Below are 21,974 nucleotides of genomic sequence, written 5' to 3'. Positions count from 1 at the left end.
AATGAAAATTGAATTCCTTTTAAATAAGTTCAAGGAAAAAGAAAACGAGCCGGCCATTGTTTGGCAAAATCAATACTATAACTACAATGAGTTAAGTAATCTCATTCGGGAAACAAAGGAAGCAATACTCACGAATAACGTTGCATCAGGAGAAGTTGTAGCACTAATCGCAGATTATTCACCTCGATGTATTGCGATTTTGCTGACCCTGATTGAATTAAATGCAATTGTGGTCCCCTTAATGAGGACCATAGGGCAGGAAGAAAAAGATAGCAAACTTGCCATTGCAGGAGTTCAACACTCCATATTTATTGATCCTGTAACAGATGAGTTTACCTGTGAACGCCTGGACGAGACAGGAGATAGCCACCCACTCTATCAGGAATTAAAAGGCAGTGATACAGCAGGACTTTTGTTGTTTTCTTCAGGTACATCTGGTGAACCAAAGGCTGCACTACACGATTTTTCCAAGTTACTGTTCAAATTCAAAACTCAGAGAAAGTGCTTAAGAACAATAAATTTCTTGCTTTTTGATCATTGGGGAGGGCTTAATACACTATTTTATACGTTGTCCAATGGAGGTATAGTTTTAACCATTGAGAACCGAAGACCTGAGGCCATATGTGGATTTATTAAAGAACATAAAGTAGAATTACTGCCGGTTTCACCCTCATTTCTCAATCTACTTTTGCTAAGTGAAGCATACAAGTCGTTCGATTTAAGCAGTCTTAAGCTCATTACCTATGGAACAGAACCAATGCCCGAACATACGCTGAGACAGGCGAAATTGGTTTTTCCTGATGTAAAGTTCCTTCAGACTTATGGCCTTATTGAATTAGGAGTACTTAGGTCAAAATCAAAGGAGGACGATTCCTTATGGGTTAAACTAGGTGGAGAAGGGTTTGACCTCAGAATTGTTGAAGGTATTTTACAAATAAAGGCTGATTCGGCTATGTTGGGTTATTTAAACGCTCCCAGCCCATTTACTGATGACGGGTATTTCATAACTGGTGATATGGCACTAGAGAAAGATGGGTACTACAAAATACTTGGCCGGAAATCAGAGATCATTAATGTAGGCGGAGAAAAGGTATATCCTCAGGAAGTTGAAAATGTAATATTACAATTAGACGAGGTTGGAGAGGTAACTGTCTTTGGAGAGAAAAATGTGATTATGGGCAACATAGTTTCGGCAAAAGTGGTTGCCACCAAGCAAAATATTGAGAGAAGAGATTTGATAAAATTGATTAAATCACATTGCAAAAAAACTCTTCAATCATTCAAAGTACCGGTCAAGATTGACATTTCTCAACAATCACTAACTGGTGCCAGAATGAAGAAAAAAAGAACTTAAATCATACTCCTTTGAAATGACAAGCACAACTGAATATAAAACCAAAGGGCAGATAATAATTGACAATGATTATCAGGTTTGTTCTAATTGTATTTATGACGAAACCATCCCGGCCATCAAATTTGATGAACAGGGTAAGTGCAATTACTGCGAAATGATTGATGAGCTTAAGGAATCCTATAATACAGGTACTCCTGAAGGTGAGAGACGCTTTTTCGAAATTATTGATAAAATAAAGACTGCTGGAAAAAGGAAAAAGTACGATGTAATTGTAGGCTTGAGCGGAGGTACAGATTCCTGCTATCTGGTGGCTAAGGCAATAGAGTGGGGGCTAAGGCCTTTGGCGGTTCACTATGATAATACTTGGAATACAGCCATAGCCACAGAGAACATAAGGAAAGTCACCTCAAAACTAAACGTTGACCTTTATACACATGTGGTTGATAACAAGGAGTCTGACGACATTTTTCGTTCATTCTTTGAAGCCAACGTGCCCGAAATAGATGGTCCAACTGATATTGCTCTGGCAGAAACGCTTTACAGAGCAGCATCAAAGTATGGCGTTAAATACTTGTTTGAGGGTCACTCTTTTATGGCAGAAGGTGTTTCACCATTGAGCTCTGCCTATGTTGATGGTAAATACATCAAATCTGTCCATAAAAAGTTTGGTGAGCTAAAAATGAAGACATTTCCCAATATGAATTTTGTCTCGTTTATGAAATGGACTGTTTTCAAAAGGATTAGAAAAATTCGCCCGTTGTGGTATATACCTTATAATAAAAAAGGAGCCCGTGAGTATCTTGAAAAGAACTTTGACTGGCAATATTATGGAGGACACCATTTGGAAAACAGAATGACTGCCTTCAATCATTCAGTATATTTTCCCCAGAAGTTCAATATTGATCAGCGCAACAACTCATTATCTGCTGAGGTTAGAGCTAAACTTAAGACAAAAGAAGAGGCACTGGCGGAGTATGCCAGCCAGCCAAAATTGGAAGATGGACTAGTTGACTACTTCAAAAAAAGATTGGGTTACAATGATGCTCAATACGAGGCTATAATGAAAGGAGAACGAAAGACCTATAAAGACTACCCAACTTATAAACGAAGATTTGAACGTTTAAGACCACTTTTCTTCATTCTGGCCAAAGCCAGTTTGGTTCCAATGAGCTTTTATATCAAGTATACCTCCAAATCAGAAATCTGATGATTACCATAGTCGATTATGGTATGGGCAACCTGGGCTCTATCCTAAACATGTTTAAAAAAATAGGAGTAGCCTCCCAGATAGTTTCTAATCTAAATCAGATCGAAGCAGCTTCCAAGTTACTGTTACCTGGGGTAGGTGCATTTGATGCAGCTATGCAAAGGGTCAATGACAGTGGTCTAAAAAGAGTGTTGGATAAAAAGGCACTGGATGAAAAAGTACCTGTTTTGGGTATATGTCTGGGCATGCAATTGTTGACTTATGGCAGTGACGAGGGAGAGCTTCCAGGGCTAGGCTGGATTCCTGCATATACTCATAGGTTTAACCCTGAAATTGAGCTCCCCGTGCCACATATGGGTTGGAACGAGGTAGAGATTTCAAATTCTCATCGAATTACAGAAGGCATCAATGGTCTCGCTTTGGAAGGAGAAAAACCTCGCTTTTATTTTGTTCATAGTTTTCAGGTTCAGGTAAAAAACGAAAAGCATAGCATACTCAAGACGGAATACGGTCAGACTTTTGATAGTGCTATTGCTCATGAGAATATAATTGGCTGTCAGTTCCATCCTGAAAAAAGCCATAAATTCGGAATGCATCTTTTGAAGAACTTTGCAGAAATTTAGAACATGCTGAGAGTAAGGGTAATCCCATGTTTACAACTGCTGAATGAGAATTTGGTGAAGACGGTTTGCTTTAAAAAGCCAGGCTATATTGGAGATTTCATAAATACTGCCAGAATTTTCAACGAGTTGGAGGTAGATGAAATGTGTGTGCTGGGCATTCGAAACACAAAGCAAAATAGGGCCCCAGACTTTCAAGTTCTGCAACACCTCGCCAATGAGTGTTTTATGCCACTCTCTTATGGTGGAGGTATTAACTCTTTCGAAATGGGGAAAGAGATTTTGGCCATGGGCTATGAAAAGCTTGTGGTGAATTCTCACAACTTCCAGGACCTGAAGCTTATCGAAAGACTGGCCGGTCATTTTGGAAGACAAAGTGTGGTAGTCTCTATTGATGTAAAGAAGAATTGGAGGGGGAAGCAGCTTGTTTACTCTGAATCGGGTCAGCGGAAAACAACTTTAACAGCCGAAAAATGGGCCATGGAATTAGAATCGGCTGGGGCAGGAGAGATTTTGTTAACCTCTATTGATGCAGAAGGTACATGGGAAGGATTCGATGTTGAATTGACCCGTAATGTCACAAAATCGGTGTCTATTCCTGTAATAGCACATGGAGGTGCGGGTAACATCGATCACGTCAGAGAGGTTGTAAAGAAAGGAGGAGCTTCTGCTGTTGCTTTGGGAAGCATGGTAGTCTACCAAAAAAAGGATATGGGTGTGTTGGTAAATTTCCCTGACAGACAAGAATTACTCAATGCTTTATCAACCTGATTAATGTCGGATTTTAGATTTACATGGAAGAACCTTGAGTCAGAGTATGAGTCGCTGTTGGCTGCCGGGTATACGGTGATGACCTGTGAAAATTATGTTCATCAAAAAGGAAACCTACCAAAGAAAACAGTTGTAAACAGAATTGATATAGATCTTTCCGTCAAGAAAGTATCCAGATTATTAGACATTTATAACCGCCTACAGATAAAAGGCACCTTTTTCGTAAGGTTGCATGCCCCAGAGTACAACCCTTTTTCATTTGAGAATTATAAAATTCTGAAAAGACTTTTAGATGAAGGACATGAATTGGGCTATCACTCTGAGGTGATAGATCAGTCAAAAATCTGGAATGAAGATCCCGAAACATGCTTAAGAAGAGACTTAAAAGTTTTGGGTAGTATGTTCGATTATGAAGTGAAAAGTGCGGCTTCTCATGGAGGCATGACAGGATTTAACAACCTGGATTTTTGGAAAGAAAGAAAACCTGCCGAATTCGGTTTGCTTTATGAAGGTTACGATCACGAACCTCAATACAATCTTTTTCAGGAAAGTTTTTATATATCAGATTCAGAATGGACTCAATGGAAATGCTATAACAGAGGGGAAAAGGTAGATGGGGATCAAAGAAGCCCCAAAGAACATATCGTAGATGGTCATAAATTGGTGCACCTACTGATACATTCCGACACCTATTTTGACCATCACTTCTATGAATAGTATTCCGCGAATTACGGTACCTGTTTTTAAGGAGCAACAGCACCATGTAAATCTGGCCATTCAGCGAGGAGAACTGGTTGTAGGTCGGGATTTAGATGGCTTTAAAACCGAATTGCGCAATACATTTCAGAGGCAGTATGTGGCTTTGAGTAATTCTGGTCATTCTGCTTTAATGGCTTCCCTAAGAGCAATGGGTCTTAATGGTAAAAGAATCCTTCTGCCAGCCTTATCCACATGCTTTGCGATAACAAATGCGATTAAATCAAGTGGCAATTTTCCTGTCTATGGAGATTTAGAGCTTTCTACTGGCAACTTAGATGTCACTGCAGTTGCTAAATTAAGGTATAATTTTGATGCGATCTTATCTCCGAACTATTTCGGGATAGCCAGTGATATTGAGTCTTTCAAATCTTTTGATGTACCAGTTATTGAAGATGCATGTCAGTCTTACCTGACATCCATGGGTAAGGAATCCTCTGCAGATGCTCAGGTATTTTCATTTTACCCAACCAAGATTTTAAACGCAATAGATGGTGGAGCTAGCTTGGTGAAACAGGAAAGCATTTATCAGGAATTGAAAAACATCACCTATTACGATCACCAGGAAGCGGTGGATGATGAAACGCGCTATAACATTAGGATGCCAAATCTTCATGCTGCCTTTGGCCTTGGCACAATGGCAAACTTAGACAAGATCATTCTGCGTAATTCTAAGATTATAGAGATTTACGATGACTTGTTTGCTAATTGTCAGGTTGCCTCTAGGCTAGGGCCATTGTCTAATAAGACTCTAAGCAGATACGTTTTGAGATTCAACTCGATAGTGAAAAGAGAATTGTTTATGAATAAATGCTTAAAGGCGGGTATTGGTGTATCGAAAGAGTTCATGGCGTTAGTCAAGCCAGGCAACTCTTATCCAAATGCTTCAAGAATTTTAGACACCACTTGCTCTATCCCCCTTCACTATCAACTCACTGATAACATCCTTGATTATTTGATGACTACGTTAAATCAAATCATCAAGGAACTTGTATAAATGAGATGAACTTTCTAGAAAAATTTAATGAGTCTCTGACATCCCTAGAGGATAGTCTCTACAAGGATTATGAAGAGGTTTTTCCTAATATTTTTGTTTTGGGTCTTCCCAGGTCAGGTACAACTTTGTTAACACAAGTCATTTACAATAACCTTGATGTGAGCTGCACCAACAATTTAATAGCAAAGTTTTGGAGAACTCCGCTGGTAGGTACTCGACTTGCTATGGAAGCCTTTGCTGGCAAAGCTCAAAAGATGAGTAGCTATACTTCTGACCATGGGCAAACTGAAAGTATTTCTGACCCTCATGAATTTTCATGGTATTGGCAAAGAATGATGCAGATTGATGATATTGAAAAATATGATATTCAGTTGGCCTCAGGTAAGATTGACTGGTTCAGGCTACGAAATGAATTACTTGGGATGTCACATATCATGGAAAAGCCACTGGTTCATAAACCTTTGGAATTAATCGGTTACCATTTGGAGAACTTCTGTCAGCTTTTTTCAAAAGCCATCTACATCAGCATAAATAGACCATTAGATCAGGTAGCCTTGTCATTAGCCCAGGCACGATTAAAGAAATTTAATGATTTAAATATATGGTGGGGTTCTTATCCTCCAAGTAAGGATTACGAACAGATTAAGACTTTGTCGCCTGAGAAACAGATTGCGGGACAGGTTTATTTTTTGAACAGGATGTATCAGAGAAACCTAACATGGATCAATCCTGATTCAATTGTCAATATCGACTTTGCTGATTTATTGAAGAGGCCCAATGATATATTGACCCAAATAATAGAAGTAGCTAAAAAGAAAGGTTATACGATACGTCAATTGAACGAACCTCAACCATTTAAGAGTGTAAAAAGAGACTTGTCAAATGACTTTGGTCAAAAGATTATCAAAGAGTTGAATAGCTTTTATGAGCAAGATAGTAACAATACATCAGCCTGATTTTATGCCATGGTTGGGTTTCTTTAACAAGATCAATAATTCTGATTGTTGGATTATTCTTGACCATGTTGAGAATAACCCAAGAGATTCTGCTTTTTGGTGTAGAAGGGTCAAAATTATTTTGAATTTTCAACCCACATGGTTAGCAATATCACTGAATAAGCCGGATGACGGACGCTTATCTCAACCTATCAACGAGATGGTGATCAATCAACAAAATAAAAAGGAAATCAGGAAAAAAGTTAAAGGGATAAGGCAAAGTTATGCCCAGCATCCGTATTTTAATGATGCATTTCCATTGATTGAGGAATATTTTGATTCTGATGAGCCGTTGGTTTGCAGGCGAAATATAAAGTTCATCAAGTCAGTGCTCAATGAGCTGAATATCAAGAAAGACATCGTTTTAAGTAGTGATTTAGAATGCGAAAAAAGTTCTACCGAGCTGTTAGTTGATTTGGTAAAAAAAGTTGGCGGTGATACATATTTGGCTGGAGGAGGAGCAGCCGGTTATCAAAAAGATGAATTATTTAGGGAAAACGATATTCATCTGGCTTACAACAATTTTGAACACCCCGTTTATCCGCAAAGACGCGTTGATGAATTCATAGCAGGAGCATCAATCATTGACGCCATAATGAATGTCGGCTTTTCAGGGGTGTCGGAGGTTTTAAAAGGTGCAGAATGAAAGTAGCGTTTGTCGACAATTTGAACAATAATTTCTTTTCGATGGTTCGTTATTTCAGGAATGAAGGTGTGGATGCTTACCTATATACAACATCTAGTACTGCCCTTGACTCTACCAATGCACATTTTTCATGTGAGAATGACACTTTTCAAAACGTAAAAGAACTAGATTATATTTTAAAGTTTCCATCTGATTATAACTGGGTTAACCTGTATAACAGAAAGGTACTTTCAGGTATCTATAACGAATTAAAAGATTATGACCTCATCTTTGCCTGTAGTTTTTCCATGGCATTTCTCTATAGAGCGAATTTACCTGTAGATGTTTTTATTCCAACAGGTTCAGATTTATTTCGTTTGCCATTTCGTGCAAATAACTCAATTCAAGAGTGGTTGAGAGACATTGCTTACAAACGTATTCTGAGAAAATCTATAAAAAAATCTAGAATAATCATAGCGAATGATAGTAATCCAATTTTTGGAACCGCATTGAAAAAACTGGGTGTATCTGGAGTGAACCTGGCGATTCCAATGGTATTCACTGAAGAAGTTTATGAAACAGACAAATGGGATTTCCTTGATGCCTATGATTTTGTTGTGTTCAATCATTCCAGACAAGTTTGGAAAACCTGCCATGGATTACCAGACTGTGCAGAAAATGGGGGCAATAAGAGAAACGATAAAACCATTAGGGCTTTTGCCCGGTTGATGACTTCTCATCCCGATCTTTCAGGCCTTCTGGTGCTTTTTGAGTATGGACCAGATGTCAATCATTCCAAAGCGCTCATTTCCGAGCTCTCAATTGAAGCCCGTGTTCGTTGGGTACCCAAAATGCCTAGAAAAGAAATACTGGCAGGGCTAAAGAAGGCTACGTTTGCCGTTGATCAGTGCAGGAAAAATGTTGTGGGAATAGGAGGCACCTCATTGGAATCAATATCGATGGGAGTTCCGACCATCACCAACACCCATGGATGTGTCTCAGAAGAAGATAATTATTACTATAAGGCACCTTTTATTGATATTCTTGAAGAAGATGAAATACTAAATGAATTTGAGGAATATCTAGCCAACTTTCAAAAGTATGATCAGATAGGGGTTACCTCAAAAAAGTGGTTTGATAACAAGGCAGGGGTCGGTGTCATCAAGAGATATCTCACTATTTGTCAAGATTTGATGAATGACAAAAGTTAAGTTGAGGGGCGCCATTATTGATTATCTACTTACGGTTTCTGGAATTTTTGAAAAACTGAGCTGTTGGGCTTAAGGAAACTCGTTCTTAAAGGTCTTAAAGACTCCACCTATTACCTCTTTGGTGACACGGGTGTTAAGTTAATAAGAGTATTTGCTCTTCCTGTTATTACTTCATTGTTGACAGTAGAGGAATTTGGACAATATGATCTGCTTCTATTGTCATCCGCGATAATCGAAATTACAATAGGTTTTGGTTTAGATTCGGGATTTGCAGTTTTGGTTGCTGATAAAAACAATAAGTCCCGTGATCTCAGAAGCATGTTTACACTAAGCATGTGTTTCGTAGCACTTTTGGGAACAGTTGTTGGTGGTATTGCGATATTATTGAATAATACTTTTGATTGGTTCAGCCAGAATACGTTACTCTTAGTCGTATTTTATACTGTCTTTATTAGTCTATCGCGCTTGATTTTCAATTTTTTGAGATGGAATGAAGAGGCAAAAAAAGCCGCCATGGCTAATTTTGTTGGTTCTGTATCTGGCACTCTGGCAGGGTTGGCTCTAATTTTCTGGTTAGATTCAACTGTCTTTCTTTTGATCACTGGTCTCCTCTTGGGTAGCGTCCTGGCCTTGGCGATTAATCTGGTCTTGGTTAGAAACATTTTGGTGACAAGGTTTGAACCTGGAGCTTTGAAAGCATTTAAGGCTTACTTGCTTCACTCATTTCCTTTTGTACCTTCTTATTTAATGAACTATTTTCTCAAGTCATCAGATAGGTGGTTGATTGTAAGCTTTATTGGATTGCAGGCACTTGGGGAATATGCTGTCATAAGTAGAATCTCTCAACTGGTACTTTTTGGTGTGAACCTCTTTGGTAAGGGATTTTTGCCTATCATGTTTAAAAATTATACCAGTCCGGATGGTCGTAGACTAATTAAGAAGGTATACGACTATTTTAACCTTCTTATAATCCCTTTTATTTGTTTGGCATTCTTTTTTTCACCTTTGATCCTTCAGTTATTTGCAGAAGATTATGAGCATTTGTCCCTTCAATTAACAGTAATGATTGGCGCAAATCTGGTAATAGGAGGTATGTCGTTGAGTGGTTTTGGATTTACAATTATGAAACGTACCATATGGATTCCAATGATCACCGGAGCTTCTATATTGATTAATGTCATCATCTCCTATTTTCTAATTGTGGATTTTGGAATTAATGGAGTGATTGTTGGAACTTTAATTGCTGCTGTGGTCACAGCTCTTATAAGAACCTGGATATCTGAGAACATGTATAAATTCGGATATTCATTCAGGTTGATGGCAATGATATTCACATTGCTGACCGGGGCTTCACTATACCTAATCCTTATCAACCCTGTTTAGATGCTTAGCAAAACGAATTGTTTCAATAGAAAATAAAGACGAAGGCGCTTTTATTGATTGCAATTGCCAGACTATAATACCCTTGCCAATTCGGTAATACCATAGAAAGATGAAAGTATTTTTGATAATTGACAGCCTGGGTTCTGGAGGTGCACAGAGACAAATGATCAATCTGGCCTCTGGTTTTGCCAATAGAGGGATTGATATTAAGTTAATCTCTTTACATAAACTCAATGTTTATCAAGAAACACTGAAGAATTACAACTTGGAAAGTGTTAGAACCGTGCATAGTCAAAATAGTCTTAAAAAGCTCCTTAAGTTAGGCCTTATTATTAGAAAAGAGAGGCCTACACATGCAATAGTCTTTCTTTTCAATCCAAGTTTGTATACTCTTTTGGCGGCTTTGGTGTTTCCAAAAATGAAAGTAATTCTTTCAGAACGCACCTATGAAGAATGCGTGCCCAAATTTCATAGGCAGATTACTCGAAGGCTGTACTGGAGAGCCTCTTTTGTGGCAGCCAATTCTTGGAGACAGACGGATATCTTAAATCGGTTGGGACATAAAAATGCAATCTGTATCCCAAATGGCGTTCATTCAGAAATGCTTTCTAAAAAGAAGAACTTTGAAAATAGCAGAATCATTGTATCCGTAGGAAGAGTGTCCAAGCTAAAAAATCCCATGCTGCTTTTTGCTGCTTTGGAGAGGGTAAATAAGATTGTAAAAATTCCATATAGAGTCCTTTGGCTTGGAGACTATACGGAACATATTGGCTTCTATAATGAATGTAATGAGTTGTGGGAATCAAGTGCTGCACGAGAATTTTGGACTTGGGTGGGAAGAACAGAAGACGTGTCCTCTTTTTTGAATAGGGCCTATTTCCTTTATCATGGTTCATTCGGAGAAGGTTCGCCAAACGCAGTGTTTGAAGCCCTAGCCCAAGGATTGCCGGTTTTGGCTAGCGATATTTTTGACCATGGTAGAGTTGTAATGAACGGTAAAAATGGTTTTTTATTTGACCCATCTAACGTAGATGATTTGGTGAGATGCATACAGAATATGGATAACTTGTCTGAGAAGGAATATCAGAATATGACATTATCAGCATACAATACTGTTGCAGAGAACTATACTCACGAAAGGTTTACTGGTGCATATCTTCAGCTTGTTAGAGATTCAAGTAAATAAAGGCAAGTATGCTTGATGAAATTGACCTAGCTATCGATTCTTTAAAACAGCTAAATTTTGGAAGTAAGACTACGTGCGTGAGTTATAGAAAAAATAAGTGAAAGAGACTAGCCTTTTGAACAAGCGATTAACAGTTATGCCATTGGGGGTTATTTCCTTTTTGGTAATAGGGCTGTACGTTGGGATTTGGTCTATTACCATCTCAGACCTCTCGCTACTTTTCACTTATATTCTCTTTGCTAGCCTATCAATGATTGTTCCTGCAGATGTGAGTAAGGGGAGAAGCATTCTTCATTTCTCAGTTTATACTATTCTCGGGCTTCTTTACTATGGGTACTATATTCATATTAATGAGAAGCCCTTTATAGGTGGAGGAGATGATGAGGTTTTCTGGCTTTTCGCAAATGAATTTGCAGCAGCAAATTTCAATTTTGATATACAATTCAGCAATAAGTTTTTTTTCTGGGCTATCGAATTTAAGTCCTACATTTACTTTCTCGCTCTTTATGTGAAACTACTAAACCTTCTTGGGTTTGAAGGTGGGCATGTATATCACCTAGTTATGTTCAATGTGTTTATTGCCACGCTGAGTGCTGGGTTAATATTCAGATTGTTTAAACAGTTGTACCCTAAAGTCAAACCAAATTACTTTTTTCTTGTAACACTCTTCCCGATTATAATATTTCACAGCGTCACCCTACTTAGAGAATCCTGGATTATGCTTTTGTTTCTTTTCCTGATTGCTGTAATTCAATGGAAAAGAACATACTTGAAATTTATACTCGTCCCACTAATTTTGGTATCGGTATTTTTTTTTCGGGTAGCACATGGTGGCCTTTTTGTTATTTTTTTGACAACATATTTTTATTTTACTCTTAAAGGGAACAAACAAAAAGGTCTGCTTCTTTTGGGCGTTTTTTTGGGGTTTATGGTTTTTTTGAGTGCTGGAGGTATGCAGTATGTGGAGATTCTTAGTAGAACTTCAGAGTTTTATATGGAACAGGCCAGCAAAAACTCATCAGCCAGCAGTTTAGGTAATATTTTTTATTCTAGTAATAACCCAGTGTTTCTGGTTATGAGACCAATTATGTTGCTTTTTTCTCCATTGCCTCCTCCTGTATTGGTCCAAATGAGATTAGATAGTCTCTTTTTCAGCATAGGTTCTTTGGTGTGGTACTACCTTAATGGACTGAATATCTTGGCCTTATTTTCACCTTCAATTAAGAAGAAAGGTCAGAATTCTTCTCCCTTACTTAAAGCTCTGTTTGTGACGGTTATAATTTCATTAATTCTTGTCTCTTTTACGAGTAGAGATCCTCGTCATTTAGTTTATTTCTATCCCTTTGTTTTGGTTCACGGTATTCATAATTACTTATCACATAAAAACCTCAGAAAATCATTCCCTTTACTGGCAATAGTAGCTTTTTTGGGGCTGGTTTCTCTTTACATTTTGCTAAAGGCATTTACCTAGTTCATTGAAATGAAGGCTCCTGTTAAACTCAACAATTCTTTTTTCCCTAAGTGGCTGAAATTCATCATGCCCATGTCCGAGGACCCTACTAGCCTAGAGGTATTTTTTGAGGGTACTGAGGAGTTTATAGCTGATCACTCTACTGCTATATCAACCTTAAAGTTTGGAGATACTTTTAAAACGACTTCTGCTGGCCGGCATAGTGAGGCAAACAACTTTGTCAAGCAATACCTGAAGGATACAAGCAAGCGAGCAGACATACTTGATTTAGGTGCTTCAAATGGGGTTACTTCTTTGGATCTTATCGAACTTCTTGGCGATTGCCTTGACCGCTACTATGTGACCGACTTGAACCTTAAAGTTTGGATGACACGTCATGAAAACTGGTTAATTTTCTTCGATTCGTTCAACAAGCCTATTTTGAAGGCGAGCAAATACTTTGTTGTTTATAATGACCCTATGGATTCTTCTAGTTTCATAACCAGTAGAATTAGAAAGACATTTGAAAGCATCAATTCACGCAATTTGACAAAGGAAGAGATTTTACTAATCGATCCGAGGTTGGAAAAACTTTCAAGGTCAAATGACAAAATCAGTTTTTCTGAACATAATATTTTTGATTTCTGGGATAAATCTACTCCAAACGTAGTCAAGGTATCGAATATTCTCAATCGTGCCTATTTCAGCGATGACCTCATCAAGTCAGCAATTCAACAGATCAAGAACTATGTTGAGGATGGTGCTCTCATAGTATTTAGCAGAAATGATGCTGCAATGGAAAAGGTGAGTACTTTTATAAAAAAAGGTAAGAGTTTGATTGCACATGAATCTTTAAATGGTGGTGTTGAAATTGTTGATTTGATAGATTGAGGAGTTTAATTATAAAAGAACAATCTTGAATAATCGTCTTTATATCTGGGGAAGTCCACCACCTCCACTTGGTGGTATGTCAGTCCATATTTCAAGATTGGAGGTATATCTAGCTGCCAAAGGCATCGATTGTGTAAAACATAATTTTAGAGGCAATATACATCCTGATCCGACAGTTGTGAACGTGTCCTCTTTTGCTTCATGGTATCTTAAGGTCTTATTCAACCGAAAAATTCGAGTTCACTATGTGATTACAAGTAATTATTTTGTAAGATTCTTGGCAGCCATGTTGGCTTTTGTTGCTGGTAAAAGAGTCATTATAAGGGTTGGAGGTGAAAGTTTAGAGAAAGCAATGGAAGTGGGTGGCTTTGCTAGGCTTTTGTCGAAATTTGCGCTTAGGTATTGCACCAAATTTATTGGAGTGAACGAAGAGATAGTGGCTATTGCCACAGAGGTTAAAAGTTTTGATGACGTGTATAAAGTTCCAGGATTCATATTTCCAATACTTCACAACAATGAGCAAGATTTAGATGATGATATATCACATTTTCTAGAGGATAAGTTCAGTATCATATTCAGTGGTCGAGTTTTCGAAAGAAGCCAAAGGGATATCTATGGAACATGGTTGCTATTAGAAGCTGTTATCAACCTGAGAAAAGAGGGATTCACAAGTTTAAGGTTAGTGTTTTGTCTTTATGAACAGGATGACACTGATGATATCGAAGGGTTCAAAAGATTTGTAGTCAAAAATAAACTCGAGGATTTCATCATGATCCTTGAAGATGTCGATAACTTGATTGATTTCTATAAGGTAGGCCATTTGTATGTTAGACCAAGTATTACGGATGGTGATTCCAATGCACTTAGGGAGGGGCTCTACTGTAGAATTCCATGTCTTGCTAGTGATGTTGTAAAAAGACCAGATGGATGTATTCTATTTAAAAATGCAAGCATAGAGGATCTTCAAAGCAAGATTATAGAAATTTACGAGAATTATGAGTTGGTAAAATCCAGGTCCTTGGAGACAGAGATAGAGAATAACGGACCGGTATTGGCAGAGATCGTGAGCTCACTGTTTGAATCAGATAAAAATTTTTCAAGTAAAGAGAAAAAGAGTGAAACAGCAGATATATAATAATCTTCCGGTTTGGTCTCAGAACGTTGCTTGCTCCTTATATGGGTACAAAGAGAAAAGTATCCGTTATGGAAAGTTATTTGAGGAGAAACTCAGGTTCCTCAGAGAGAGTCAATGGTTCTCAAGTGGTGAGATTGAGGCTTATCAGAATGAACAATTGCAAGGCTTGATAAAGCATGTCTATCAAAGTGTTCCTTATTATCGTGATTTATTCAAGGATAAAGGCCTTCACCCTCAAGACATATTAACAAAGAAAGACCTACAAAAACTTCCAGTGTTAACGAAGGAAACTGTAAGACAGCACTGGGAAAGAATGGTTTCTAGTGAATTCTATGGCAAAAAGTATCTCTCTCATACAAGTGGTAGTACAGGTAAGGCCCTCGACTTCTATCTTTCTAAGGACTCTATTGAGTTCCAATGGGCTGTATGGTGGAGGTTTAGGGAACGATTTGGAGTCCGTCCGGGAGATAGGAGTTTAAATTTTACTGGTAAACTGGCTGTGCCAATCGAGCAGAAAAGGCCTCCTTTTTGGAGGTTCAATCAACCTTTTAATCAGTACATCGTGAATATGCAGCATATCAAAGAGGAGAATGCAAGTTATTTTGTAGACTTTATCAATGATGGTGGCTTCAAGTTCTTTTCGGGTTACCCATCTATTATCTATAGATTGGCAGAGATAATTCAGGCATTGAATCTAAACATCACAAATGGTCCTGAAATTATTATGACTGGTGCAGAATCCCTTTATGAAAATCAAAAGAAGACGATCGAAGAGGTCTTTAAATGTTTGGTCGTAGATCAATATGGGTTCTCCGAGGGTGCGGGCAACGCATCAAAGTGTGAATTAAAATTATTTCATGAAGACTTTGAGTTTGGTATTCTAGAAGATACGCAGTCTGAAATAATCACTACCGGTTTTGCAAACTATGCTATGCCATTCATTCGGTATGAAGTGGGAGATACAGCTTCTTGGACACATAAGAAATGTGGTTGTGGTAGGCAATCCAGGACAATTAATAAGATTGAAGGGCGTACCGAGGACTATGTTATGACACCAGAAGGCACTAAAATTCTCAGGTTTGATTATCTGTTTAAGAACATGGAACAAATTGTAGAATGTCAGGTCATACAAAGGAAAATGGGAGAGGTCGTTTTTGCTATAGTTCCAAGACCTGATTTCTCGCTTAAAGATGAAAGAGTTTTAAGAAGACTTGTTTCGGAATGGATAAGCCCAACTATAGTAGTCAAGATTGAAAAGAGAACATCGATAAAGAGAACGACAACCGGAAAATTTAAAGCGGTCGTGTCTGAATTATAAAACATCACATTAAATAAATGAAGCAAATAATCCAAGACCTTAAGTCAGGGGAAACCATACTTGAAGAAGTACCTGCACCGGTCGTAAGAAGTGGTTCGGTACTTATTAAGACCACCAAAAGCCTAGTTTCGCTCGGAACTGAGCGTATGTTGGTCGAGTTTGGCAAAGCCAACCTTATAGCTAAGGCACGTCAGCAACCGGATAAAGTGAAAATGGTTTTGGATAAAATCAAAACGGATGGCCTTATGCCCACTTTGGAGACGGTTTTTAATAAGCTGAATCAACCTTTGCCTTTGGGTTATTGTAATGTGGGTGAGGTTGTAGCTGTTGGTAGAGGAGTTAAAGAGTTTAAAGTTGGTGACAGGGTAGCGTCAAATGGAAATCATGCTGAGTATGTTTGTATTCCTGAGAATTTGGTAGCCAATATACCTGATCAGGTATCTGATAGTGAGGCTGCCTTCACTGTAATTGGGGCCATTGGTCTCCAAAGCATTCGTTTATTTAATCCTACCATGGGAGAAAAAGTGGTAGTAATAGGTCTCGGGCTTATTGGATTAATTACTGCTGAACTGTTGATGGCCAATGGATGTGATGTTATAGGGTTCGATTTTGATCAAACCAAGGTCGGCCTTGCTAAGAAAAAAGGTGTTCATGCAGTAAACCTTGCTAAAGGAGGAGATCCTGTAAAGATTACAGCAGATTTAACCAATGATGTGGGTGCAGATGGTGTTATTATCACTGCTTCCAACAAAAGCAATGATATTATATCCAATGCTGCTAATATGTGCCGTAAGCGAGGGAGGATCATCCTCGTTGGGGTAATAGGTCTTAATATATCTCGAGCTGATTTCTATGAGAAGGAGCTGAGTTTTCAGGTGTCTTGTTCCTATGGTCCAGGAAGGTATGATGATGATTATGAACAAAAAGGTCATGATTATCCGTTGCCATATGTTCGCTGGACGGAGAAGAGAAATTTTGAGACAGTATTGGGAGCCATAGCTAACAAAAAGTTGGATGTTACTCCACTAATTACTGAAGAAATTCCATTGCCCGACTACCAAAAAATATATGCTGACATGGGTGCGTCTCGCTCCATTGCTTCCATTCTATCTTATGATGACAATAAAAATGAGCCTTTAAGGAAGGTTAAAGTAAATACTGCTAATGGAGACGCAGGAGCACTTGGCGTCATAGGAGCTGGTAATTTTACCAATGCTATGATATTGCCTGCCTTGAAGAAGAATGGTGTAAATGCTAAGTATATAGCAAGTTCCGGTGGGTTGAGTGCGAAAACTTTGGCTAGCAAATTTCAAGCAAATTATGCAACAAGTGATTACAATGAGATTTTGAAAGATGAGGATGTAAAACTTGTACTCATTACCACCCGCCATAATATGCATGCGAGTATGACCTTGGACAGCTTGGAAGCAGGTAAGCATGTTTTTGTGGAGAAACCACTTGCATTAAGTCTTGATGAGATTGAAGCTATATCTGCCAAGGCCATAGAAAAATCCCTTTCGGTGGTGGTCGGCTTTAATAGACGTTTTTCCCCTCATATAGTCAAGATTAAAAAGGCCTTGGGAGAAAACGGAGGAAGCATGAACATAGTGGCCACTATGAATGCTGGTTTTATCCCTCCGGAGGTTTGGGTACATGATATGAAGGTTGGAGGAGGCCGTATTATTGGTGAGGCTTGTCACTATATAGACCTTATGGTTTATCTTACTGGTAGCCGTGTTACTTCTGTTTGTATGAATAGTATGGGCAAAAACCCTGAAGAAAACACTGATAATGCTTCTATTCTGATCAAATTTGAAAGTGGTGCAATTGGTACGATTAACTATTTTTCAAATGGCTCCAAGTCTTACTCGAAGGAACGTATTGAGGTCTACTCTCAAGAGAGAACTTTTATTTGTGACAATTTTAGAATTACTAAAGGCTATGGAGCTAGTGGCTTTGGGAAACTAAAAACTAAGCAAGACAAGGGTCATGTTGAGCAATTCAAGCAATTAAGTGAGTTTGCAAAAAATGGAGGAAGCCCTATCATACCTTTTGATGAAGTGATTAATGTTAGTAAGTCAACAATTTTAGCAATAGAAAGCCTCAAGTCGGGTCAATGGGTGAATGTGGTCTAAGCTCAAGCTAACATTTGGAACAGTTATTCATCTGAAGTTTGTACAGATTTTCTATCAGGTTTTCTATAAACTTCGTAACCGTCTTAAACAACCTCAATCTCTAGCTAATCTAAAGGGGTATCAAACACTAAACGAATCTTTAGATCTGCTAGATTACCCTCTTGTACCTGCTTCTTCCGGCCTGAACTTTGACAATGTAGGTAATATCAATTTCACATTCCTTAATGATGAATACTCCTTTGAAGGCATAAGTGTAGACTGGAACTATGAAGGAAAAGGTAAATTGTGGAATTACAATTTGAATTATTTCGAATTCCTTTTTTGCTCCAACCTAGAGAAAGAAAAATCCCTTCAACTAATTCAGGACTTCTGCCTAAAATGGGAAACTCTTGAAGGCGGTCTTGAACCGTATCCGATTTCCCTTCGTGGAATTAACTGGGTGAAATATCTTTCCAATCATAAGATTCGGAATCATGACATCGATAAGTGTCTCTATAAGCAGTATCAGGTTCTGCTTTCCAGTCTAGAATATCATTTGTTGGCTAATCACCTTCTTGAAAATGCATTTTCTCTTCTTTTTGGTTCCTTTTATTTTCGGAATGAAGTCTATTATAAATATGCAAGTAAGCTACTCAGGGAGCAATTGAATGAGCAGGTTCTTCAAGATGGTGCGCACTTTGAAAGGTCTCCAATGTATCATCAGATAATCCTTTTTAGGCTTTTAGATGGTATTAACCTAGTAAAGCATAACTCATGGAAGAGTGATGGTTTGCTGGAATTTTTGGAGGAGAAGGCATCTCATATGCTCGCTTGGATGAAAAATATCTGTACTGTTAAGGGTGAAATTCCAATGGTAAAGGATTCGGCTCCTGGTATTGCGCCTGATGCTTTTGCTCTGTTTGAGTACGCGAAAATCCTCGGGCTTGAGAGCCTACAACACCTTCCGCTGGGTGTCTCTGGTTATAGAAAACTGTCCTACAGTAATCTGAGTATGCTAATAGACATAGGGGAAGTATCCCCTGCTTATCAACCTGGACACTCTCATGCTGACGAATTAAACTTTCTTTTATGGGATGAGGGGAGACCAATTTTGGTAGATACAGGCATATCAACATATGACAAAAATGAAAGAAGACAACTTGAGAGATCAACTTCTTCGCACAACTGTGTATACTTAGAAAACGATAATTCATCACAGGTTTGGGGTGGCTTTAGAGTTGCTAATCGTGCAAAAGTGGATTTATTGTATGATAGGCCAAGTGAAGTGTATGCTAGTCATACAGGGTTTGTTCATGAAGGGTTGACCATATTCAGATCTTTCCATGTCAATGAGCAGGGCATGGAAGTAAAGAGTCATTCAAAGGGCAGGCGCGACGGTAAACTTAAAATGAATTTACATTTTCATCCAGATGCCAATGTGAAGCTCCAAGGAAACCAAGTCTTTCTAGATAATATTCAAATGACCTTCAAAGGTTTTAATGAAGTTTTGGAAGAAAAATATATGTTTGCCAACGGTTTTAATAGATTAGAGTCGGCAGTAAGGTTAAGCCTTAAGGCATTTAGTTCGAATTCAATTTTAATTACATATGCTGATTGATATCATAGCAGGGGCAAGGCCCAATTTTATGAAGGTTGCTCCCATTATCCATGAGATAAAAAAAAGGCAGTCTCTGGGCTCCTCAATTGAGTTTAGACTTGTACATACTGGTCAGCACTATGACAAGAAAATGTCGGACGACTTTTTTGATCAATTGAACATACCTCACCCTGATGTAAATCTGGAAAGTGGTTCAGGCACGCAAGCCGAGCAAACTGCCAAAATTATGGTGAGATATGAGCAACTGCTCATGGAAAAACCTTGTGAGATCACTTTGGTAGTTGGCGATGTTACTTCAACAATGGCATGTTCTATAGCAGCAAAAAAACTCAATATAAGAGTTGCGCATGTTGAAGCGGGCATTCGTTCATTTGATTTGAGTATGCCTGAAGAAATAAACCGAATGGTGACTGATAGCATAACTGATTATTTCTTTATTACTTCCGAAACTGCAAGGGAAAATCTCCTCAAGGCAGGCGTTGACAGTGGAAAAATATACTTCGTAGGTAATACAATGATTGATACATTGTTAAAAAATAGATCTAGGTTTCAACAACCAGAAGTATGGAATGAGTTGAATTTGAGTCCGAAAGGCTATTTGGTAATGACAATGCATAGACCGGCCAACGTGGATGCAGAGCATAAGCTCAAAGAATTCATGTTCAAAATATTGGATCATTCAGGCGATCTGTCAATTATTTTTCCTATTCATCCCCGTACTGCGAAGGTCTTTGATCGGATAGGTTTATTTCATGATAGGCTCCATTTGACAGAACCTATGTCCTATCTGGAATTCAATTACTTGGTTGAAAACGCTATGGCCGTAATTACAGATAGCGGAGGAATAACAGAAGAAACAACAGTCATGGGAATACCTTGCCTTACTCTTCGTGATAACACAGAAAGACCCGAAACCTGTGAGATAGGAACGAATGAGCTAATTGGTACCGATCCATTGAATATTCCTCCAGCTTTGGAAAGACTCTTATCAGGTAACTGGAGGAAAGGCGAAATTCCAGCACTTTGGGATGGAAAAACATCTCCGAGAATTGTTGATGTTTTAGAACAGATATAGTGAGATTACTCTTTGTTTCCGATAATTTTCCTCCTGAGGTTAATGCACCAGCAACGAGGACTTATGAACACTGTAAAGAGTGGGTAAAAGCAGGGGTGGATGTGACTGTAATTACCTGTACACCGAATTTTCCTCAAGGGAAGGTTTATAAAGGCTACGAAAATAAGTTAGTAAGTCATGAGGTTGTAGATGGAATAAAAGTTGTTCGCGTATGGAGCTACATCAGCTCGAACGAGGGGTTTGTTAAGAGAACTTTGGATTATGTTAGTTTTTCAATTACAGCTTTTCTAGCCGGTCTTACGATCAAGACTGATGTCATTATGGCAACTTCCCCACAGTTTTTTGCTGCAATAGCTGGTAGGTGGTTGGCATTTTTCAAAAGGAAGCCATGGGTGATGGAGGTAAGAGATATGTGGCCAGAGTCGATTAAGACGGTCGGGGCTATGGAAGGAGGAAAAGTATTTGACTACCTTGAATGGCTTGAACTCAGGCTTTACAAATCAGCACGACTCATAGTTCCTGTAACAGATAGTTTCAAAGAAAATATGATCTCAAGAGGTATAGATGGCTCGAAGATCAAGGTGGTAAAAAATGGAGCAAACCTTAGTCTTTACAGAAATCAACCTGTACAGTCGGAACTATTAGAGGAACTCGGTTTCACGGATAAGTTTATTATTGGTTATATCGGCACACATGGTATGGCGCATAAGTTGGATTTTATTCTGAACTGTGCCTCAAAGATAACTGATAATAAGATCCAGTTTCTATTCATTGGTTCAGGAGCAAAGAAACCTGAACTAATCAATCAGGCAGAAACTATGGCACTTAAAAATGTTCTTTTTCTAGACTCAGTAGTTAAGTCGGAAGTGTGGAAGTATATAAGCATTTTAGATGCGATGGTGGTTCCACTAAAAAGATCAGATTTATTTAAGACTGTTATTCCTTCAAAAATTTTTGAAACTGCAGCAATGAAAACACCAATTCTTCTTGGTGTAGACGGAGAAGTAAGAAAATTGGTTGAGACATATGGGGCGGGGCTCTATTTTGAACCGGAAAATGAGAAAGAGTTTTTAAGGTCTGTAGACTTGGTAAGACCCAAAGGCAGACTGTATTCTGACTTAAAAGAAGGGTGTGAAAGATTGGCTCAAGATTTTGACAGAAAGAAACTTGCAGCTCAACTATTGAGTGAGATAGAGTGTTTGAATAGTTAAGGGCGTTTTCCCTCTATTTTTTGAGCTAATACTTTGTATCTTTGACTGTTAAACGTA

Annotated in this window: 19 protein-coding genes; all 19 read left to right on the top strand. The window is 38.4% G+C overall.

Annotated features, from left to right (window positions below):
* Position 1 precedes the first annotated feature (1 nt).
* The 19 genes from J4E76_RS14915 (at position 2) to J4E76_RS21050 (ending at position 21,917) form a co-directional block, all read left to right on the top strand.
* Positions 2–1,354 (top strand): long-chain fatty acid--CoA ligase, encoded by a 1,353-nt coding sequence (locus tag J4E76_RS14915; protein WP_208505510.1) that lies wholly within the window; start codon positions 2–4, stop codon positions 1,352–1,354.
* Between the two features lie 16 nt (positions 1,355–1,370).
* Positions 1,371–2,561, top strand: a complete 1,191-nt coding sequence (locus J4E76_RS14910; protein WP_208505508.1) for an N-acetyl sugar amidotransferase — start codon at positions 1,371–1,373, stop codon at positions 2,559–2,561.
* Positions 2,561–3,184: an imidazole glycerol phosphate synthase subunit HisH gene (gene hisH / locus J4E76_RS14905; RefSeq protein WP_208505506.1), complete on the top strand. Its 624-nt coding sequence runs from the start codon at positions 2,561–2,563 to the stop codon at positions 3,182–3,184. Before J4E76_RS14910 ends, hisH begins: the two co-directional genes overlap by 1 nt.
* Positions 3,185–3,187: 3 nt before the next feature.
* Positions 3,188–3,952, top strand: coding sequence for an AglZ/HisF2 family acetamidino modification protein (locus J4E76_RS14900; protein ID WP_208505504.1), 765 nt, complete (start codon positions 3,188–3,190; stop codon positions 3,950–3,952).
* A 3-nt stretch (positions 3,953–3,955) separates the two neighbouring features.
* Positions 3,956–4,669 carry a polysaccharide deacetylase family protein gene (locus J4E76_RS14895; protein WP_208505502.1) on the top strand — a complete coding sequence of 238 codons (714 nt, stop codon included), beginning with the start codon at positions 3,956–3,958 and terminating at the stop codon, positions 4,667–4,669.
* The gene (locus J4E76_RS14890) at positions 4,662–5,705 is read left to right on the top strand and encodes a DegT/DnrJ/EryC1/StrS family aminotransferase (RefSeq protein WP_208505501.1); all 1,044 of its coding nucleotides are present in this window, start codon (positions 4,662–4,664) and stop codon (positions 5,703–5,705) included. Before J4E76_RS14895 ends, J4E76_RS14890 begins: the two co-directional genes overlap by 8 nt.
* A 5-nt stretch (positions 5,706–5,710) precedes the next feature.
* Positions 5,711–6,661, top strand: a complete 951-nt coding sequence (locus tag J4E76_RS14885) for a sulfotransferase (protein WP_208505499.1) — start codon at positions 5,711–5,713, stop codon at positions 6,659–6,661.
* The gene (locus J4E76_RS14880) at positions 6,630–7,346 is read left to right on the top strand and encodes a WbqC family protein (protein WP_370592812.1); all 717 of its coding nucleotides are present in this window, start codon (positions 6,630–6,632) and stop codon (positions 7,344–7,346) included. Before J4E76_RS14885 ends, J4E76_RS14880 begins: the two co-directional genes overlap by 32 nt.
* Positions 7,343–8,536 (top strand): glycosyltransferase, encoded by a 1,194-nt coding sequence (locus J4E76_RS14875; RefSeq protein ID WP_208505495.1) that lies wholly within the window; start codon positions 7,343–7,345, stop codon positions 8,534–8,536. The genes J4E76_RS14880 and J4E76_RS14875 overlap by 4 nt, the downstream gene beginning before the upstream one ends.
* Before the next feature lie 63 nt (positions 8,537–8,599).
* Positions 8,600–9,919: an oligosaccharide flippase family protein gene (locus J4E76_RS14870; RefSeq protein WP_208505493.1), complete on the top strand. Its 1,320-nt coding sequence runs from the start codon at positions 8,600–8,602 to the stop codon at positions 9,917–9,919.
* 109 nt (positions 9,920–10,028) lie between these two features.
* Positions 10,029–11,105: a glycosyltransferase gene (locus tag J4E76_RS14865; protein WP_208505491.1), complete on the top strand. Its 1,077-nt coding sequence runs from the start codon at positions 10,029–10,031 to the stop codon at positions 11,103–11,105.
* A 769-nt stretch (positions 11,106–11,874) separates the two neighbouring features.
* Complete coding sequence (locus tag J4E76_RS14860; RefSeq protein ID WP_208505490.1) at positions 11,875–12,576, top strand: hypothetical protein; 702 nt, start codon at positions 11,875–11,877, stop codon at positions 12,574–12,576.
* A 66-nt stretch (positions 12,577–12,642) separates the two neighbouring features.
* A complete protein-coding gene (locus J4E76_RS14855; protein ID WP_208505488.1) occupies positions 12,643–13,446 on the top strand; it encodes a hypothetical protein in 804 nt (267 codons plus the stop codon).
* Between the two features lie 25 nt (positions 13,447–13,471).
* Positions 13,472–14,581, top strand: coding sequence for a glycosyltransferase (locus J4E76_RS14850; RefSeq protein ID WP_208505486.1), 1,110 nt, complete (start codon positions 13,472–13,474; stop codon positions 14,579–14,581).
* Positions 14,562–15,899: a phenylacetate--CoA ligase family protein gene (locus tag J4E76_RS14845; protein ID WP_208505485.1), complete on the top strand. Its 1,338-nt coding sequence runs from the start codon at positions 14,562–14,564 to the stop codon at positions 15,897–15,899. Before J4E76_RS14850 ends, J4E76_RS14845 begins: the two co-directional genes overlap by 20 nt.
* Positions 15,900–15,916: 17 nt before the next feature.
* Positions 15,917–18,034 carry a bi-domain-containing oxidoreductase gene (locus tag J4E76_RS14840; RefSeq protein ID WP_208505483.1) on the top strand — a complete coding sequence of 706 codons (2,118 nt, stop codon included), beginning with the start codon at positions 15,917–15,919 and terminating at the stop codon, positions 18,032–18,034.
* Positions 18,024–19,631, top strand: a complete 1,608-nt coding sequence (locus J4E76_RS14835) for an alginate lyase family protein (RefSeq protein WP_208505481.1) — start codon at positions 18,024–18,026, stop codon at positions 19,629–19,631. The genes J4E76_RS14840 and J4E76_RS14835 overlap by 11 nt, the downstream gene beginning before the upstream one ends.
* Positions 19,621–20,706, top strand: a complete 1,086-nt coding sequence (gene wecB, locus J4E76_RS14830; protein WP_208505479.1) for a non-hydrolyzing UDP-N-acetylglucosamine 2-epimerase — start codon at positions 19,621–19,623, stop codon at positions 20,704–20,706. Before J4E76_RS14835 ends, wecB begins: the two co-directional genes overlap by 11 nt.
* The gene (locus J4E76_RS21050; protein WP_208505476.1) at positions 20,706–21,917 is read left to right on the top strand and encodes a glycosyltransferase family 4 protein; all 1,212 of its coding nucleotides are present in this window, start codon (positions 20,706–20,708) and stop codon (positions 21,915–21,917) included. The genes wecB and J4E76_RS21050 overlap by 1 nt, the downstream gene beginning before the upstream one ends.
* Positions 21,918–21,974: the final 57 nt, after the last annotated feature.

The organism is Roseivirga sp. E12 (assembly GCF_017592825.1).
Taxonomy (GTDB): Bacteria; Bacteroidota; Bacteroidia; order Cytophagales; family Cyclobacteriaceae; genus Roseivirga.
This window is presented reverse-complemented; position numbering and strand designations above follow the sequence as displayed.

What these genes read in the sequence shown, in the direction of transcription:
- J4E76_RS14910 (WP_208505508.1), top strand. Translation starts at nt 1,371, where the DNA reads ATGACAAGCACAACTGAATATAAAACCAAAGGGCAGATAATAATTGAC.
- J4E76_RS14865 (WP_208505491.1), top strand. Translation starts at nt 10,029, where the DNA reads ATGAAAGTATTTTTGATAATTGACAGCCTGGGTTCTGGAGGTGCACAG.
- wecB (WP_208505479.1), top strand. Translation starts at nt 19,621, where the DNA reads ATGCTGATTGATATCATAGCAGGGGCAAGGCCCAATTTTATGAAGGTT.
- J4E76_RS14875 (WP_208505495.1), top strand. Translation starts at nt 7,343, where the DNA reads ATGAAAGTAGCGTTTGTCGACAATTTGAACAATAATTTCTTTTCGATG.
- J4E76_RS14840 (WP_208505483.1), top strand. Translation starts at nt 15,917, where the DNA reads ATGAAGCAAATAATCCAAGACCTTAAGTCAGGGGAAACCATACTTGAA.
- J4E76_RS14900 (WP_208505504.1), top strand. Translation starts at nt 3,188, where the DNA reads ATGCTGAGAGTAAGGGTAATCCCATGTTTACAACTGCTGAATGAGAAT.
- hisH (WP_208505506.1), top strand. Translation starts at nt 2,561, where the DNA reads ATGATTACCATAGTCGATTATGGTATGGGCAACCTGGGCTCTATCCTA.
- J4E76_RS14880 (WP_370592812.1), top strand. Translation starts at nt 6,630, where the DNA reads ATGAGCAAGATAGTAACAATACATCAGCCTGATTTTATGCCATGGTTG.
- J4E76_RS14835 (WP_208505481.1), top strand. Translation starts at nt 18,024, where the DNA reads ATGTGGTCTAAGCTCAAGCTAACATTTGGAACAGTTATTCATCTGAAG.
- J4E76_RS14890 (WP_208505501.1), top strand. Translation starts at nt 4,662, where the DNA reads ATGAATAGTATTCCGCGAATTACGGTACCTGTTTTTAAGGAGCAACAG.
- J4E76_RS14895 (WP_208505502.1), top strand. Translation starts at nt 3,956, where the DNA reads ATGTCGGATTTTAGATTTACATGGAAGAACCTTGAGTCAGAGTATGAG.
- J4E76_RS14885 (WP_208505499.1), top strand. Translation starts at nt 5,711, where the DNA reads ATGAACTTTCTAGAAAAATTTAATGAGTCTCTGACATCCCTAGAGGAT.
- J4E76_RS14855 (WP_208505488.1), top strand. Translation starts at nt 12,643, where the DNA reads ATGCCCATGTCCGAGGACCCTACTAGCCTAGAGGTATTTTTTGAGGGT.
- J4E76_RS14915 (WP_208505510.1), top strand. Translation starts at nt 2, where the DNA reads ATGAAAATTGAATTCCTTTTAAATAAGTTCAAGGAAAAAGAAAACGAG.